This window comes from Pseudomonas solani (assembly GCF_026072635.1).
Taxonomy (GTDB): Bacteria; Pseudomonadota; Gammaproteobacteria; order Pseudomonadales; family Pseudomonadaceae; genus Metapseudomonas; species Metapseudomonas solani.
Window position 1 is genome coordinate 2,989,539 of record NZ_AP023081.1, and the last position, 13,420, is coordinate 3,002,958.

Sequence of the window (13,420 nt, forward strand, 5' to 3'; positions counted from 1 at the left end):
CCTATGTCGTCCGGGGCTTTGTCTTGACTGGGGGAATTAGTCTCTTTAGACTCATGCACCCCTAAATTTGGCAGGGCAAGCGCCCTGCCATTTTGCTTTAGGGCAATAGCGTCGAAAGACAACAGTGGAGCTTATAGATGGCAACTATCAACCAGCTGGTACGTCAGCCGCGCAAGCGTATCGTCGAAAAATCCGACGTTCCTGCGCTGCAGAACTGCCCGCAACGTCGTGGCGTGTGCACCCGCGTGTACACCACTACGCCGAAAAAACCGAACTCCGCACTCCGTAAGGTTTGCCGTGTTCGTCTGACCAACGGTTTTGAAGTCACCTCCTACATCGGTGGTGAAGGTCACAACCTGCAAGAGCACAGCGTAGTGCTGATCCGTGGCGGTCGTGTAAAAGACCTTCCCGGTGTTCGCTACCACACCGTTCGCGGTTCTCTGGACACCACCGGTGTCAAAGACCGTAAGCAGGGCCGTTCGAAGTACGGTACCAAGCGTCCGAAGTAATTCGGTTCGCTCACTGATTTTCAATTTTATTGAGTCGATAAGAGTAAGGTCGGACGTAACCGAGTGGTTATGGTTCCGGGCTAACCTGAAGACCGTTTGAGGGCTTATCAATGCCAAGACGTCGTGTAGCAGCCAAGCGTGAGATCCTGGACGATCCGAAATACGGAAGCCAGATCCTCGCCAAGTTCATGAACCACGTGATGGAAAGCGGCAAGAAGGCCGTAGCCGAGCGCATCGTTTACGGTGCTCTGGATACCGTCAAAACCCGCAAGAACACCGATCCCCTGGAGATCTTCGAGAAAGCTCTCGACGCCATCGCTCCGCTGGTCGAAGTCAAGTCCCGCCGTGTAGGCGGTGCTACCTACCAGGTTCCGGTCGAAGTTCGTCCGTCCCGTCGCAATGCACTGGCCATGCGCTGGCTCGTTGACTCCGCCCGCAAGCGTGGCGAGAAGTCCATGGCCCTGCGTCTCGCTGGCGAGCTGCTGGATGCCTTTGAAGGCAAAGGCGCTGCTGTCAAGAAGCGTGAAGACGTACACCGTATGGCCGAGGCCAACAAAGCGTTCTCGCACTACCGCTTCTAATAACGGCATCTATTTTTCTGCGAGGGCTTTATGGCTCGTAATACAGCAATCAACCGCTACCGGAACATTGGTATCTGTGCCCACGTTGACGCGGGCAAGACCACCACGACCGAGCGGATCCTGTTCTACACCGGTCTCAGCCACAAGATGGGTGAAGTACACGACGGCGCTGCTACCACCGACTGGATGGTGCAGGAGCAGGAGCGTGGTATCACCATCACTTCCGCTGCGATCACTACCTTCTGGGAAGGTTCGCGCGGTCAGTACGACAAGTACCGCGTAAACGTCATCGACACTCCCGGCCACGTAGACTTCACCATTGAAGTTGAGCGCTCCCTGCGCGTACTGGACGGTGCTGTCGTGGTGTTCTGCGGCACTTCCGGTGTTGAACCTCAGTCCGAAACCGTATGGCGTCAGGCCAACAAGTACGGTGTTCCGCGTATCGTCTACGTGAACAAGATGGACCGCGCTGGCGCCAACTTCCTGCGCGTCGTTGGTCAGATCAAGAACCGTCTCGGTCACACCCCGGTTCCGGTTCAGCTGGCCATCGGTGCAGAAGATGACTTCCAAGGGCAGGTCGACCTGCTGAAGATGAAGGCCATCTACTGGAACGAAGACGACAAGGGCACCTCCTACCGCGAGGAAGAGATTCCTGCGGATCTGGTTGAGCTGGCCAGCGAGTGGCGCAACAACATGGTCGAGGCTGCTGCCGAGGCCAACGAAGAGCTGATGAACAAGTACCTGGAAGAGGGTGAGCTGACGATCGAAGAGATCAAGGCCGGCCTGCGTCAGCGTACTATCGCCTGCGAAATCGTTCCTGCTGTCTGCGGCTCCTCCTTCAAGAACAAGGGCGTGCCCCTGGTTCTCGATGCCGTCATCGACTTCCTGCCTGCTCCGACCGAGATTCCGGCGATCAAGGGTATCCATCCTGATCTGGCCGACACTCCGAAGGAAGATGTCACCGCAGAGCAGTACGACGAGCGTCATGCTGATGACGCTGCTCCGTTCTCGGCGCTGGCGTTCAAGATCGCTACCGACCCGTTCGTTGGTACCCTGACCTTCGTTCGCGTTTATTCGGGCGTTCTGGAGTCCGGCCAGTCGGTCGTCAACTCCGTGAAAGGCAAGAAAGAGCGCGTTGGTCGTATGGTGCAGATGCACGCCAACCAGCGTGACGAGATCAAAGAAGTGCGCGCTGGCGACATCGCCGCTCTGATCGGCATGAAGGACGTCACCACCGGTGACACCCTGTGCGACATCGAGAAGCCGATCATCCTCGAGCGTATGGACTTCCCGGAGCCTGTTATTTCGGTAGCTGTTGAGCCGAAGACCAAGGCTGACCAGGAGAAGATGGGTATCGCCCTCGGCAAACTGGCCCAGGAAGACCCGTCGTTCCGCGTCAAGACCGACGAAGAAACCGGCCAGACCATCATCTCCGGTATGGGTGAGCTGCACCTGGACATCCTCGTCGATCGCATGAAGCGCGAGTTCGGCGTCGAGGCCAACATCGGCAAGCCGCAGGTTTCCTACCGTGAAACCATCACCAAGGACAACGTCGAGATCGAAGGCAAGTTCGTTCGTCAGTCCGGTGGTCGCGGTCAGTTCGGTCATTGCTGGATCCGTTTCTCGGCTGCCGATGTGGACGAGAAAGGCAACATCACCGAAGGTCTGGTGTTCACCAACGAAGTCGTTGGCGGTGTGGTTCCGAAGGAATACATCCCGGCGATCCAGAAGGGCATCGAAGAGCAGATGAAGAACGGCGTTGTTGCCGGCTATCCGCTCATCGGCCTGAAGGCCTCCGTGTTCGATGGTTCGTACCACGACGTCGACTCCAACGAGATGGCGTTCAAGATCGCTGCCTCCATGGCGACCAAGCAGCTGGCCCAGAAGGGCGGCGGTAAAGTGCTTGAGCCGATCATGCGGGTAGAGGTGGTAACTCCTGAAGACTACATGGGTGACGTGATGGGTGACCTGAACCGTCGTCGTGGTCTGATTCAGGGGATGGAAGACAGCGTTTCCGGTAAGGTAATTCGTGCCGAGGTTCCGCTGGGCGAGATGTTCGGTTATGCGACCGACGTACGTTCCATGTCCCAGGGTCGCGCGAGCTACTCCATGGAATTCTCCAAATACGCCGAAGCTCCGTCGAATGTCGTCGAAGCCCTGGTTAAAAAACAAGGTTGATTCAGCCCTTTAAGTAAGAGGTTTACTGTCGTGGCTAAAGAAAAATTTGAACGTAACAAACCGCACGTCAACGTTGGCACCATTGGTCACGTTGACCATGGCAAAACCACTCTGACCGCTGCTCTGACCAAAGTCTGCTCCGAGACCTGGGGTGGTTCTGCTCGTGCGTTCGACCAGATCGACAACGCGCCGGAAGAGAAAGCTCGCGGTATCACCATCAACACCTCCCACGTTGAGTACGACTCGGCGATCCGTCACTACGCTCACGTTGACTGCCCCGGTCACGCTGACTATGTGAAGAACATGATCACCGGTGCTGCTCAGATGGACGGCGCGATCCTGGTTTGCTCCGCTGCTGACGGCCCCATGCCGCAGACCCGCGAGCACATCCTGCTGTCCCGTCAGGTAGGCGTTCCTTACATCGTCGTGTTCCTGAACAAGGCCGACATGGTTGACGACGCCGAGCTGCTGGAACTGGTCGAAATGGAAGTTCGCGATCTGCTGAACACCTACGACTTCCCGGGCGACGACACTCCGATCGTTATCGGTTCCGCGCTGATGGCGCTGGAAGGCAAGGACGACAACGAAATCGGCGTTTCCGCTGTTCGTAAGCTGGTAGAGACTCTGGATACCTACATTCCGGAGCCGGTTCGTGCCATCGACCAGCCGTTCCTGATGCCGATCGAAGACGTGTTCTCCATCTCCGGCCGCGGTACCGTGGTTACCGGTCGTGTTGAGCGCGGCATCGTCAAGGTCCAGGAAGAAGTGGAAATTGTTGGTATCCGTGATACCTCCAAAACCATCTGCACCGGCGTTGAAATGTTCCGCAAGCTGCTCGACGAAGGTCGTGCTGGTGAGAACGTTGGTATCCTGCTGCGCGGCACCAAGCGTGACGACGTAGAGCGTGGTCAGGTTCTGGCCAAGCCGGGCACCATCAAGCCGCACACCAAGTTCGAGTGCGAAGTGTACGTACTGTCCAAAGAAGAAGGTGGTCGTCACACCCCGTTCTTCAAGGGCTACCGCCCGCAGTTCTACTTCCGCACCACCGACGTTACCGGTAACTGCGAGCTGCCGGAAGGCGTGGAAATGGTAATGCCGGGCGACAACATCAAGATGGTTGTCACCCTGATCGCTCCGATCGCCATGGAAGACGGTCTGCGTTTCGCGATTCGCGAAGGCGGCCGTACCGTTGGCGCCGGCGTGGTTGCCAAGATCTTCGAGTAATCGAAGATCCTGTTGAGGAAAGGGGCCCTTCGGGGCCCCTTTTCTTTTGGTTGGTCAAAAGTTGACACCTTTCCGGAGCATCCGTACAATCACGCCTCCTTTTAACGGGCGTAGTCCGTCCGTTGGGGAAGCAGAGATAGAGTCTGAGGTCAAAATGCAAAACCAACAAATCCGTATTCGGTTGAAGGCTTTTGACCATCGCCTGATCGATCAATCCACCCAGGAAATCGTGGAAACCGCGAAACGTACTGGTGCTCAGGTGCGTGGTCCGATTCCTCTGCCTACTCGCAAAGAGCGGTACACCGTTCTGATTTCTCCGCACGTCAACAAAGACGCGCGCGATCAGTACGAAATTCGTACCCACAAGCGTGTTCTGGACATCGTCCAGCCGACGGATAAAACCGTCGATGCGCTGATGAAGCTCGACCTTGCGGCAGGCGTGGAAGTGCAGATCAGCCTCGGCTAATAACCTTCGGGTTCTTAGTCGTGTAACGCTCTGAAATGGGCGGCCATAGCGGGTGAAAGCCCCGTACACTCATGAGGTTTACAACATGACTATTGGTGTAGTCGGTCGTAAGTGCGGCATGACCCGCATTTTCACCGAAGAAGGTGTCTCCATTCCGGTTACGGTCATTGAGATCGAGCCGAATCGCGTCACCCAGTTCAAAACTGAAGAAAGCGATGGCTATCGTGCAGTGCAAGTCACTGTCGGTGAGCGTCGTGCTTCGCGCGTGACCGCCGCTCAGGCTGGTCATTTCGCCAAGGCAAACGTTGCCGCTGGCCGCAGTGTCTGGGAATTCCGTCTCGAAGACGGCGAATACCAGGCTGGCGATCAGATCACTGCCGAAGTTTTCCAGGCTGGTCAGCTGGTCGACGTTACCGGTCAGTCGAAAGGTAAAGGCTACGCCGGTACCATCAAGCGCTGGAATTTCCGTGGTCAAGACAATACCCACGGTAACTCCGTTTCCCACCGCGCCCCGGGCTCCATTGGCCAGTGCCAGACTCCTGGTCGTGTCTTCAAGGGCAAGAAAATGTCCGGTCATCTGGGCGCTGAGCGCGTGACCGTGCAGTCCCTGGAAGTTGTGCGTGTCGATGCAGAACGTAATCTGCTGCTGGTTAAAGGTGCCGTTCCCGGCGCTACCGGCGGTGATGTCGTTGTGCGTCCGGCTGCCAAGGCTCGCGGTTAAGAGGGGAAGCTGAGATGCAATTGAATGTAAATGGCGCTCAAGCTATCGAAGTTGATGAGCGCACTTTTGGCGGCGAGTTCAACGAGACCCTGGTTCACCAGGCTGTCGTCGCCTACATGGCTGGTGGTCGTCAGGGCACTCGTGCTCAGAAGACCCGTTCCGAAGTGTCCGGTGGTGGCAAGAAGCCCTGGCGTCAGAAGGGCACCGGTCGTGCTCGTGCTGGCACCATCCGCAGCCCCATCTGGCGTTCCGGTGGTACCACTTTTGCTGCCAAGCCGCAGGACCACTCCCAGAAGCTCAACAAGAAGATGTATCGCGCAGCTCTGCGCTCCATCCTCTCCGAGCTGGTTCGTCAGGACCGTCTGATCGTGGTTGCCGACTTCGCAGTTGAAGCGCCGAAAACCAAGGATCTGCTGGGCAAGCTGAATGGCCTGGGTCTGACTGACGTCCTCATCGTTTCCGATGATGTCGATCAGAACCTCTACCTGGCTGCTCGCAACCTGCCGCATGTTGATGTTCGTGACGTGCAAGGTTCCGACCCGGTAAGCCTGATCGCCTACGACAAGGTGTTGATCACCGTGTCCGCCGTGAAGAAATTCGAGGAGCTGCTGGGATGAACCAGGAACGCGTATTCAAAGTGCTGGTTGGTCCGCACATCTCCGAGAAGGCTACCGTCCTGGCGGATGGCAAAAGCCAATTCGTTTTCAAGGTTGCCACTGATGCAACCAAGCTGGAAATCAAGAAGGCCGTAGAAAGCCTGTTCAGCGTGAAGGTAGAAGCTGTCCGCACTGTCAACGTACAGGGCAAGACCAAGCGTACCGCTCGCGGCCTGGGCAAGCGCAACGACTGGAAAAAGGCGTACATCGCCCTCCAGCCGGGCCAAGATCTCGATTTCGCCAGCAGCGCTGAGTAAAGGGGTGCATCATGGCAATCGTTAAATGCAAACCGACTTCCGCAGGCCGCCGTTTCGTGGTCAAGGTTGTCAACCAAGAGCTGCACAAGGGCGCCCCCTACGCACCGCTGGTTGAGAAAAAGTCGAAGTCCGGTGGTCGTAACAACAACGGCCGCATCACCACTCGCCACATCGGCGGTGGTCACAAGCAGCACTATCGTCTGGTCGACTTCCGTCGCAACAAGGATGGCATTCCTGCCACCGTTGAACGCATCGAATACGATCCGAACCGTACTGCTCACATCGCTCTGCTGAAGTATGCCGACGGCGAACGTCGCTACATCATCGCGCCGAAAGGCGTGAGCGCTGGCGACCAGCTGATCTCTGGTGCTCACGCGCCGATCAAGCCGGGCAACAGCCTGCAGCTGCGTAACATCCCGGTTGGTAGCACCGTTCACGGTGTTGAGCTGAAGCCGGGTAAAGGTGCTCAGATCGCTCGCTCCGCTGGTGCTTCGGCTCAGCTGGTCGCTCGTGAAGGTGCCTATGTAACCCTGCGTCTTCGCTCCGGCGAAATGCGCAAAGTACTGGCTGAGTGCCGTGCGACCCTGGGCGAAGTCTCGAACTCCGAGCACAGCCTGCGTTCGCTGGGTAAAGCTGGTGCCAAGCGCTGGCGTGGCGTTCGCCCGACCGTTCGTGGTGTTGCCATGAACCCGGTCGACCACCCGCATGGTGGTGGTGAAGGTCGTACCTCTGGTGGTCGTCATCCGGTGTCTCCGTGGGGCTTCCCGACCAAGGGCGCGAAGACCCGTGCGAACAAACGCACCGACAATATGATTGTCCGTCGCCGTAAATAATCGAGGATACGACAGTGCCGCGTTCTCTGAAAAAAGGTCCTTTTATCGATCTTCACCTACTGAAGAAGATCGAAGTAGCGGTAGAAAAGAACGATCGCAAGCCGGTGAAAACCTGGTCGCGCCGTTCCATCGTTCTGCCGCAGATGGTTGGTCTGACCATCGCTGTACACAATGGCCGTCAACATGTACCCGTTCTCGTGAACGAAGACATGGTCGGTCACAAACTGGGCGAGTTCGCCGCTACCCGCACCTACCGCGGGCATGCAGCTGACAAGAAAGCCAAGCGTTAAGGGGTAAGGAACGATGGAAGTAGCCGCTAAGCTGTCGGGCGCTCGAATCTCCGCCCAGAAAGCCCGCTTGGTCGCCGACCAGATCCGCGGGAAGAAGGTGGGCGAAGCGCTCAACCTGTTGACCTTCAGCAGCAAAAAAGCCGCTGAGATCATGAAGAAAGTGCTCGAATCGGCCGTGGCCAACGCCGAGCACAACGAAGGCGCAGACGTGGACGATCTCAAGGTCTCCACCGTTTTCGTCAACGAAGGGCGTTCGCTGAAGCGCATCATGCCGCGTGCCAAAGGCCGCGCTGATCGCATCGTCAAGCGGTCTTGCCATATCACTGTCAAGGTTGCGGACAAGTAACGGAGTCGATCAGATGGGTCAGAAAGTACATCCCACTGGCATTCGCCTGGGAATCGTCAAGGAGCACACCTCCGTTTGGTACGCAGATAAGCGCACTTATGCCGACTATCTGTTTGCCGACCTGAAGGTTCGTGAGTACCTCCAAGACAAACTAAAAAGCGCGTCCGTAAGCCGTATCGATATTCATCGCCCGGCTCAAACCGCACGCATCACCATCCACACCGCTCGTCCCGGCATCGTGATCGGTAAGAAAGGTGAAGATGTTGAGAAGCTGCGTCAGGACCTGACCAAGCAAATGGGTGTGCCCGTGCACATCAACATCGAAGAGATCCGCAAGCCGGAGCTCGACGGTATGCTGGTTGCGCAGAGCGTAGCTCAGCAGCTGGAGCGTCGCGTTATGTTCCGTCGCGCCATGAAGCGCGCTGTACAGAACGCCATGCGCATTGGTGCCAAGGGCATCAAGATCCAGGTAAGCGGTCGTCTTGGCGGTGCTGAAATCGCTCGTACCGAATGGTACCGCGAAGGTCGTGTGCCCCTGCACACCCTGCGTGCCGACATCGACTATGCAACCTACGAAGCGCACACCACCTACGGTGTGATCGGTGTGAAGGTTTGGATCTTCAAAGGCGAGGTCATCGGTGGCCGCCAGGAAGAGCTCAAGCCCCAAGCGCCCGCTCCTCGTAAAAAAGCTGCTAAGTAAGGAGTACGCAAAATGCTGCAACCTAAGCGTACAAAATTCCGCAAGCAGATGACTGGTCACAACCGTGGCCTGGCTCAGCGCGGTAGCAAGGTCAGCTTCGGCGAATTCGCCCTGAAAGCTGTCGCTCGTGGTCGTCTCACTGCTCGTCAGATCGAGTCCGCACGTCGTGCGCTCACCCGTCACGTTAAACGTGGCGGCAAGATCTGGATCCGTGTGTTCCCCGACAAGCCCATCTCCAAAAAGCCTCTCGAGGTTCGTATGGGTAAAGGGAAGGGCGCCGTCGAGTACTGGGTAGCTCAGATTCAGCCGGGCAAAGTCCTGTACGAGATCGAGGGTGTTTCCGAAGAGCTGGCGCGTGAGGCATTCGCCCTGGCTGCTGCAAAGCTGCCGCTCGCCACCTCCTTTGTTAAGCGGACGGTGATGTGATGAAAGCGAATGAACTTCGTGAAAAATCCGTACAGCAGCTGAACGAGCAACTGCTCGGCCTGCTGCGCGACCAGTTCAACCTGCGTATGCAGAAAGCAACTGGCCAGTTGGGGCAGTCTCACCTGCTCTCGCAAGTGAAGCGCGACATCGCTCGCGTCAAGACTGTGCTGAACCAGCAGGCAGGTAAGTAATCATGGCTGAAGCTCAGAAAACTGTCCGTACGCTGACCGGTCGTGTCGTCAGCGACAAGATGGACAAAACCATCACCGTCCTGATCGAGCGTCGCGTAAAGCACCCGATCTACGGTAAATACGTGAAGCGCTCGACCAAGCTGCATGCTCACGACGAAACCAACCAGTGCCGTATCGGCGACAAGGTCACCATCCGCGAGACCCGTCCGCTGGCCAAGACCAAGTCCTGGGCACTGGTGGAAGTCGTAGAACGTGCCGTGGAAGTCTAAGGACTAAGGGTCGGAGAAAGATATGATTCAGACTCAATCCATGCTCGACGTCGCTGACAACAGCGGTGCTCGTCGCGTTATGTGCATCAAGGTCCTGGGTGGTTCGCACCGTCGTTATGCCGGTATCGGCGACATCATCAAGGTCACCGTCAAGGAAGCGATTCCGCGCGGCAAAGTGAAGAAAGGCCAGGTAATGACCGCTGTTGTGGTCCGTACCAAGCACGGCGTACGCCGTCCTGACGGCTCGATCATTCGCTTCGATGGCAACGCTGCTGTTCTGCTGAACAACAAGCAAGAGCCCATCGGTACCCGTATCTTCGGGCCCGTGACCCGTGAACTTCGTTCCGAGAAGTTCATGAAGATCGTCTCGCTCGCCCCCGAAGTGCTGTAAGGAGAAGCCGTCATGCAAAAGATTCGTCGTGACGACGAGATCATCGTCATCGCCGGCAAAGACAAGGGCAAGCGTGGCAAGGTGCTCAAGGTTCTCACTGACGACCGTCTGGTCGTTGGTGGGATCAACCTGGTGAAGCGCCACACCAAGCCGAACCCCATGTCCGGTGTACAGGGCGGTATCGTCGAGAAGGAGGCGCCTCTGCACGTCTCCAACGTCGCCATCTTCAATGCTGAAACCAACAAGGCTGATCGCGTTGGTTTCAAAGTAGAAGACGGTAAGAAAATTCGTGTCTTCAAGTCGACCCAAAAAGCGGTTGATGCTTGAGCACTGCTAGGTAGAAGACCATGGCACGACTAAAAGAGATTTATCGGAAAGAAATCGCGCCCAAGCTGAAAGAAGAGCTTCAGCTTTCCAACGTGATGGAAGTTCCGCGCATTACCAAGATCACCCTGAACATGGGTCTGGGCGAAGCGATCGGTGACAAGAAAGTCATCGAACACGCTGTAGCTGATCTTGAGAAGATCACCGGTCAGAAGGTCGTTGTGACCTACGCCAAGAAATCCGTTGCGGGCTTCAAAGTCCGTGAAGGTTGGCCGATCGGTGTCAAGGTAACCCTGCGCCGCGATCGTATGTACGAGTTCCTGGATCGTCTGCTGGCCATCTCCCTGCCGCGCGTGCGTGACTTCCGCGGCCTGAATGCCAAGTCCTTCGACGGTCGTGGCAACTACAGCATGGGCGTGAAAGAGCAGATCATCTTCCCGGAAATCGATTACGACAAAATCGATGCACTGCGCGGTCTGGACATTACCCTGACCACCACTGCCCGTAACGATGATGAAGGTCGTGCCCTGCTGCGCGCCTTCAACTTCCCGTTCCGCAACTGATTGGAGTAGGAACATGGCCAAACAGAGCATGAAGAACCGTGAGCTGAAGCGTCAGCAAACGGTTGCGAAGTTCGCTAAGAAGCGCGCTGAGCTGAAAGCTACCATTGCCAACCCGAACTCCACTCCGGAAGCTCGTTGGGAAGCCCAGGTAGCTCTGCAGAAGCAGCCCCGTGATGCAAGCGCCTCGCGCCTGCGTAACCGCTGCCGCATCACCGGTCGTCCGCACGGCGTTTACCGCAAGTTCGGCCTCGGCCGTAACAAGCTGCGTGAAGCCGCCATGCGTGGTGACGTTCCCGGCCTGGTCAAAGCCAGCTGGTAATGTCGCTCTGGATGTCGGGATGCAAGTCCCGGCCTCCGCCGAGTGGTATCAATCAAGCCCCTTTTGGGGCTTGATTCGTTTTTGATCAATCTCTAGAATATTCGGCTCGCCGGAGTCAGGCCTTGTTTGCCTGCGCTTTGTCGCGATTCTAGTCGCAAGGCTATTTCTTTTGTATTTAGGAGCAACTAGCCCATGAGTATGCAGGACCCGTTAGCGGACATGCTAACTCGTATCCGTAATGCCCAGATGGCTGAAAAGTCTGTCGTAAGCATGCCGTCCTCCAAACTGAAGGTGGCAGTGGCCAGCGTTCTCAAGAACGAAGGCTACATCACGGGATACCAGATCAGCAGTGACATCAAGCCTCTGCTGTCTATCGAGCTGAAGTACTTCGAAGGCCGTCCGGTCATCGAGGAACTCAAGCGCGTAAGTCGTCCTGGCCTGCGCCAGTACAAATCCGTCGATCAGCTGCCGAAAGTTCGTGGCGGCCTGGGCGTATCGATCGTTTCCACCAACAAAGGTGTGATGACTGATCGTGCTGCTCGCGCTGCTGGCGTTGGTGGCGAAGTGCTTTGCACTGTGTTCTAAGGGGGGATAAGCATGTCTCGCGTTGCTAAGAACCCCGTCAAGCTGCCCGCTGGCGTCGAAATCAAGATCGCCGGTCAGCAGCTTTCGGTGAAGGGTGCCAAGGGCGCTCTCGAACTGAACGTGCATCCGTCCGTGGAAGTTCTGCAGGAAGCTGGTGAGCTGCGTTTCGCTGCTCGCAACGGCGACCAACAGAACAGGGCCATGGCCGGTACCACCCGTGCGCTGGTCAACAACATGGTAGTCGGCGTCAGCCAAGGCTTCGAGCGCAAGCTGCAGCTGGTGGGCGTTGGTTACAAGGCGCAAGCCAAAGGTCAAGTGCTGTCCCTGGCTTTAGGCTTCTCGCACCCGGTGGATTACGAACTGCCGCAAGGCGTTACCGCCGAAACCCCCAGCCAGACCGATATCCTGATCAAAGGTATCGACAAGCAGCTGGTTGGTCAGGTGGCGGCCGAGATTCGCGACTTCCGTCCGCCGGAGCCTTACAAAGGCAAAGGTGTGCGTTACGCCGACGAAGTCGTCCGTCGTAAAGAAGCTAAGAAGAAGTAGGGCATAGCAAATGAGCGTAAAGAAAGAAACTCGTCTGCGTCGCGCTCGCAAGGCACGCCTGAAAATGCGCGAGCTGGAAACCGTACGCCTCTGCGTGTATCGCTCTTCCCAGCACATCTACGCCCAGGTCATTTCGGCCGACGGCGCCAAGGTTCTGGCCACCGCCTCGACCCTGGACAAAGAACTGCGTGACGGCGCCACCGGCAACGTCGACGCGGCCAAGAAGGTTGGTCAGCTGGTTGCCGAGCGTGCGAAAGCAGCTGGTGTCACTCAGGTGGCGTTCGATCGTTCTGGCTTCAAGTACCACGGCCGCGTCAAGGCGCTGGCTGATGCTGCTCGTGAAGGCGGGCTGGAGTTCTAAGTTATGGCAAATAACGAGCAAAAGCGCGACGAAGGCTACATCGAGAAGCTGGTTCAGGTTAATCGCGTTGCCAAGACCGTTAAAGGCGGCCGTATCTTCACCTTCACCGCGCTGACCGTGGTAGGTGATGGTAAAGGTCGTGTTGGCTTCGGTCGCGGTAAGTCCCGCGAAGTGCCGGCCGCTATCCAGAAAGCGATGGAAGCAGCCCGCCGCAACATGATCCAGGTAGACCTGAACGGCACCACCCTGCAGTACCCCGTCAAGTCCGCTCATGGCGCCTCCAAGGTGTACATGCAGCCGGCTTCCGAAGGTACCGGTATCATCGCCGGCGGCGCCATGCGCGCTGTCCTGGAAGTGGCTGGTGTGCAGAACGTTCTGGCCAAATGCTACGGCTCGACCAATCCGGTGAACGTGGTTTACGCCACCTTCAAGGGGCTGAAGAACATGCAGTCCCCGGAGTCCGTTGCAGCCAAGCGTGGTAAGAGCGTCGAGGAGATTCTCTAATCATGGCAACTGTCAAAGTAACGCTGATCAAGAGCGTTAGCGGCCGTCTGGCTAACCACAAAGCTTGCGTCAAGGGTCTCGGCCTGCGTCGCATTGGTCACACCGTCGAAGTTCAGGACACCCCTGAAAATCGCGGCATGATCAACAAGGCTTACTACCTTCTGCGCGTCGAGGGTTAAT

24 protein-coding genes are annotated in these 13,420 nt (G+C 57.1%); all 24 read left to right on the forward strand.

Translation table 11 applies throughout. The annotated features are described in order from the left end of the window. The first annotated feature begins 137 nt into the window (after positions 1-137). The 24 genes from rpsL (at position 138) to rpmD (ending at position 13,419) form a co-directional block, all read left to right on the forward strand. The gene (gene rpsL, locus PSm6_RS13475) at positions 138-509 is read left to right on the forward strand and encodes a 30S ribosomal protein S12 (RefSeq protein WP_021217014.1); all 372 of its coding nucleotides are present in this window, start codon (positions 138-140) and stop codon (positions 507-509) included. A 110-nt stretch (positions 510-619) separates the two neighbouring features. Beyond that, entirely contained in the window at positions 620-1,090 is a 471-nt protein-coding gene (gene rpsG, locus PSm6_RS13480) for a 30S ribosomal protein S7 (RefSeq protein ID WP_021217015.1), read from the forward strand. Between the two features lie 30 nt (positions 1,091-1,120). Then, on the forward strand, positions 1,121-3,268 hold the full coding sequence (fusA, locus tag PSm6_RS13485; protein WP_043246680.1) for an elongation factor G: 2,148 nt from the start codon (positions 1,121-1,123) through the stop codon (positions 3,266-3,268). 30 nt (positions 3,269-3,298) lie between these two features. Further along, on the forward strand, positions 3,299-4,492 hold the full coding sequence (gene tuf, locus PSm6_RS13490; protein ID WP_184492125.1) for an elongation factor Tu: 1,194 nt from the start codon (positions 3,299-3,301) through the stop codon (positions 4,490-4,492). 154 nt (positions 4,493-4,646) lie between these two features. After that, the gene (gene rpsJ, locus PSm6_RS13495) at positions 4,647-4,958 is read left to right on the forward strand and encodes a 30S ribosomal protein S10 (RefSeq protein ID WP_003243886.1); all 312 of its coding nucleotides are present in this window, start codon (positions 4,647-4,649) and stop codon (positions 4,956-4,958) included. A gap of 85 nt (positions 4,959-5,043) precedes the next feature. Further along, positions 5,044-5,679: a 50S ribosomal protein L3 gene (rplC, locus tag PSm6_RS13500; RefSeq protein ID WP_021219591.1), complete on the forward strand. Its 636-nt coding sequence runs from the start codon at positions 5,044-5,046 to the stop codon at positions 5,677-5,679. 14 nt (positions 5,680-5,693) lie between these two features. Next, complete coding sequence (gene rplD / locus PSm6_RS13505; RefSeq protein WP_021219592.1) at positions 5,694-6,296, forward strand: 50S ribosomal protein L4; 603 nt, start codon at positions 5,694-5,696, stop codon at positions 6,294-6,296. Further along, positions 6,293-6,592: a 50S ribosomal protein L23 gene (rplW, locus tag PSm6_RS13510; protein WP_021219593.1), complete on the forward strand. Its 300-nt coding sequence runs from the start codon at positions 6,293-6,295 to the stop codon at positions 6,590-6,592. Before rplD ends, rplW begins: the two co-directional genes overlap by 4 nt. An 11-nt stretch (positions 6,593-6,603) precedes the next feature. Continuing rightward, on the forward strand, positions 6,604-7,425 hold the full coding sequence (rplB, locus tag PSm6_RS13515) for a 50S ribosomal protein L2 (RefSeq protein WP_031287737.1): 822 nt from the start codon (positions 6,604-6,606) through the stop codon (positions 7,423-7,425). A gap of 14 nt (positions 7,426-7,439) precedes the next feature. After that, complete coding sequence (rpsS, locus tag PSm6_RS13520) at positions 7,440-7,715, forward strand: 30S ribosomal protein S19 (protein ID WP_016490535.1); 276 nt, start codon at positions 7,440-7,442, stop codon at positions 7,713-7,715. 13 nt (positions 7,716-7,728) lie between these two features. Further along, the gene (gene rplV, locus PSm6_RS13525; protein ID WP_007161246.1) at positions 7,729-8,061 is read left to right on the forward strand and encodes a 50S ribosomal protein L22; all 333 of its coding nucleotides are present in this window, start codon (positions 7,729-7,731) and stop codon (positions 8,059-8,061) included. Between the two features lie 13 nt (positions 8,062-8,074). Then, positions 8,075-8,761: a 30S ribosomal protein S3 gene (gene rpsC / locus PSm6_RS13530; protein WP_016490536.1), complete on the forward strand. Its 687-nt coding sequence runs from the start codon at positions 8,075-8,077 to the stop codon at positions 8,759-8,761. Between the two features lie 12 nt (positions 8,762-8,773). After that, on the forward strand, positions 8,774-9,187 hold the full coding sequence (gene rplP, locus PSm6_RS13535; RefSeq protein ID WP_021219596.1) for a 50S ribosomal protein L16: 414 nt from the start codon (positions 8,774-8,776) through the stop codon (positions 9,185-9,187). After that, a complete protein-coding gene (gene rpmC, locus PSm6_RS13540) occupies positions 9,187-9,378 on the forward strand; it encodes a 50S ribosomal protein L29 (protein WP_016490538.1) in 192 nt (63 codons plus the stop codon). Before rplP ends, rpmC begins: the two co-directional genes overlap by 1 nt. 2 nt (positions 9,379-9,380) lie before the next feature. Beyond that, positions 9,381-9,647 (forward strand): 30S ribosomal protein S17, encoded by a 267-nt coding sequence (rpsQ, locus tag PSm6_RS13545; RefSeq protein ID WP_021219597.1) that lies wholly within the window; start codon positions 9,381-9,383, stop codon positions 9,645-9,647. 22 nt (positions 9,648-9,669) lie between these two features. Then, positions 9,670-10,038 carry a 50S ribosomal protein L14 gene (gene rplN, locus PSm6_RS13550; RefSeq protein WP_003448734.1) on the forward strand — a complete coding sequence of 123 codons (369 nt, stop codon included), beginning with the start codon at positions 9,670-9,672 and terminating at the stop codon, positions 10,036-10,038. A 12-nt stretch (positions 10,039-10,050) separates the two neighbouring features. Continuing rightward, positions 10,051-10,365, forward strand: a complete 315-nt coding sequence (rplX, locus tag PSm6_RS13555; protein ID WP_021219598.1) for a 50S ribosomal protein L24 — start codon at positions 10,051-10,053, stop codon at positions 10,363-10,365. 20 nt (positions 10,366-10,385) lie between these two features. Then, positions 10,386-10,925 (forward strand): 50S ribosomal protein L5, encoded by a 540-nt coding sequence (gene rplE, locus PSm6_RS13560; RefSeq protein WP_021219599.1) that lies wholly within the window; start codon positions 10,386-10,388, stop codon positions 10,923-10,925. Between the two features lie 13 nt (positions 10,926-10,938). Beyond that, the gene (gene rpsN / locus PSm6_RS13565; protein ID WP_021219600.1) at positions 10,939-11,244 is read left to right on the forward strand and encodes a 30S ribosomal protein S14; all 306 of its coding nucleotides are present in this window, start codon (positions 10,939-10,941) and stop codon (positions 11,242-11,244) included. 192 nt (positions 11,245-11,436) lie between these two features. Then, positions 11,437-11,829: a 30S ribosomal protein S8 gene (gene rpsH, locus PSm6_RS13570; protein ID WP_021219601.1), complete on the forward strand. Its 393-nt coding sequence runs from the start codon at positions 11,437-11,439 to the stop codon at positions 11,827-11,829. Positions 11,830-11,841: 12 nt separating this feature from the next. Beyond that, the gene (gene rplF, locus PSm6_RS13575; RefSeq protein ID WP_021219602.1) at positions 11,842-12,375 is read left to right on the forward strand and encodes a 50S ribosomal protein L6; all 534 of its coding nucleotides are present in this window, start codon (positions 11,842-11,844) and stop codon (positions 12,373-12,375) included. Positions 12,376-12,385: 10 nt separating this feature from the next. Further along, entirely contained in the window at positions 12,386-12,736 is a 351-nt protein-coding gene (gene rplR, locus PSm6_RS13580) for a 50S ribosomal protein L18 (protein WP_021219603.1), read from the forward strand. A 3-nt stretch (positions 12,737-12,739) separates the two neighbouring features. Beyond that, a complete protein-coding gene (gene rpsE / locus PSm6_RS13585) occupies positions 12,740-13,240 on the forward strand; it encodes a 30S ribosomal protein S5 (RefSeq protein WP_021219604.1) in 501 nt (166 codons plus the stop codon). Between the two features lie 2 nt (positions 13,241-13,242). Further along, positions 13,243-13,419, forward strand: a complete 177-nt coding sequence (gene rpmD / locus PSm6_RS13590; protein WP_021219605.1) for a 50S ribosomal protein L30 — start codon at positions 13,243-13,245, stop codon at positions 13,417-13,419. The last annotated feature ends 1 nt before the right edge of the window (position 13,420 follow it).

Excerpts from the sequence above, each read along its gene's own strand:
- rpsL (WP_021217014.1), top strand. The coding sequence starts at position 138 with ATGGCAACTATCAACCAGCTGGTACGTCAGCCGCGCAAGCGTATCGTC.
- rpsG (WP_021217015.1), top strand. The coding sequence starts at position 620 with ATGCCAAGACGTCGTGTAGCAGCCAAGCGTGAGATCCTGGACGATCCG.
- fusA (WP_043246680.1), top strand. The coding sequence starts at position 1,121 with ATGGCTCGTAATACAGCAATCAACCGCTACCGGAACATTGGTATCTGT.
- rpsJ (WP_003243886.1), top strand. The coding sequence starts at position 4,647 with ATGCAAAACCAACAAATCCGTATTCGGTTGAAGGCTTTTGACCATCGC.
- rplC (WP_021219591.1), top strand. The coding sequence starts at position 5,044 with ATGACTATTGGTGTAGTCGGTCGTAAGTGCGGCATGACCCGCATTTTC.
- rplD (WP_021219592.1), top strand. The coding sequence starts at position 5,694 with ATGCAATTGAATGTAAATGGCGCTCAAGCTATCGAAGTTGATGAGCGC.
- rplW (WP_021219593.1), top strand. The coding sequence starts at position 6,293 with ATGAACCAGGAACGCGTATTCAAAGTGCTGGTTGGTCCGCACATCTCC.
- rplB (WP_031287737.1), top strand. The coding sequence starts at position 6,604 with ATGGCAATCGTTAAATGCAAACCGACTTCCGCAGGCCGCCGTTTCGTG.
- rplV (WP_007161246.1), top strand. The coding sequence starts at position 7,729 with ATGGAAGTAGCCGCTAAGCTGTCGGGCGCTCGAATCTCCGCCCAGAAA.
- rpsC (WP_016490536.1), top strand. The coding sequence starts at position 8,075 with ATGGGTCAGAAAGTACATCCCACTGGCATTCGCCTGGGAATCGTCAAG.
- rplP (WP_021219596.1), top strand. The coding sequence starts at position 8,774 with ATGCTGCAACCTAAGCGTACAAAATTCCGCAAGCAGATGACTGGTCAC.
- rpmC (WP_016490538.1), top strand. The coding sequence starts at position 9,187 with ATGAAAGCGAATGAACTTCGTGAAAAATCCGTACAGCAGCTGAACGAG.
- rpsQ (WP_021219597.1), top strand. The coding sequence starts at position 9,381 with ATGGCTGAAGCTCAGAAAACTGTCCGTACGCTGACCGGTCGTGTCGTC.
- rplN (WP_003448734.1), top strand. The coding sequence starts at position 9,670 with ATGATTCAGACTCAATCCATGCTCGACGTCGCTGACAACAGCGGTGCT.
- rplX (WP_021219598.1), top strand. The coding sequence starts at position 10,051 with ATGCAAAAGATTCGTCGTGACGACGAGATCATCGTCATCGCCGGCAAA.
- rplE (WP_021219599.1), top strand. The coding sequence starts at position 10,386 with ATGGCACGACTAAAAGAGATTTATCGGAAAGAAATCGCGCCCAAGCTG.
- rpsN (WP_021219600.1), top strand. The coding sequence starts at position 10,939 with ATGGCCAAACAGAGCATGAAGAACCGTGAGCTGAAGCGTCAGCAAACG.
- rpsH (WP_021219601.1), top strand. The coding sequence starts at position 11,437 with ATGAGTATGCAGGACCCGTTAGCGGACATGCTAACTCGTATCCGTAAT.
- rplF (WP_021219602.1), top strand. The coding sequence starts at position 11,842 with ATGTCTCGCGTTGCTAAGAACCCCGTCAAGCTGCCCGCTGGCGTCGAA.
- rplR (WP_021219603.1), top strand. The coding sequence starts at position 12,386 with ATGAGCGTAAAGAAAGAAACTCGTCTGCGTCGCGCTCGCAAGGCACGC.
- rpsE (WP_021219604.1), top strand. The coding sequence starts at position 12,740 with ATGGCAAATAACGAGCAAAAGCGCGACGAAGGCTACATCGAGAAGCTG.
- rpmD (WP_021219605.1), top strand. The coding sequence starts at position 13,243 with ATGGCAACTGTCAAAGTAACGCTGATCAAGAGCGTTAGCGGCCGTCTG.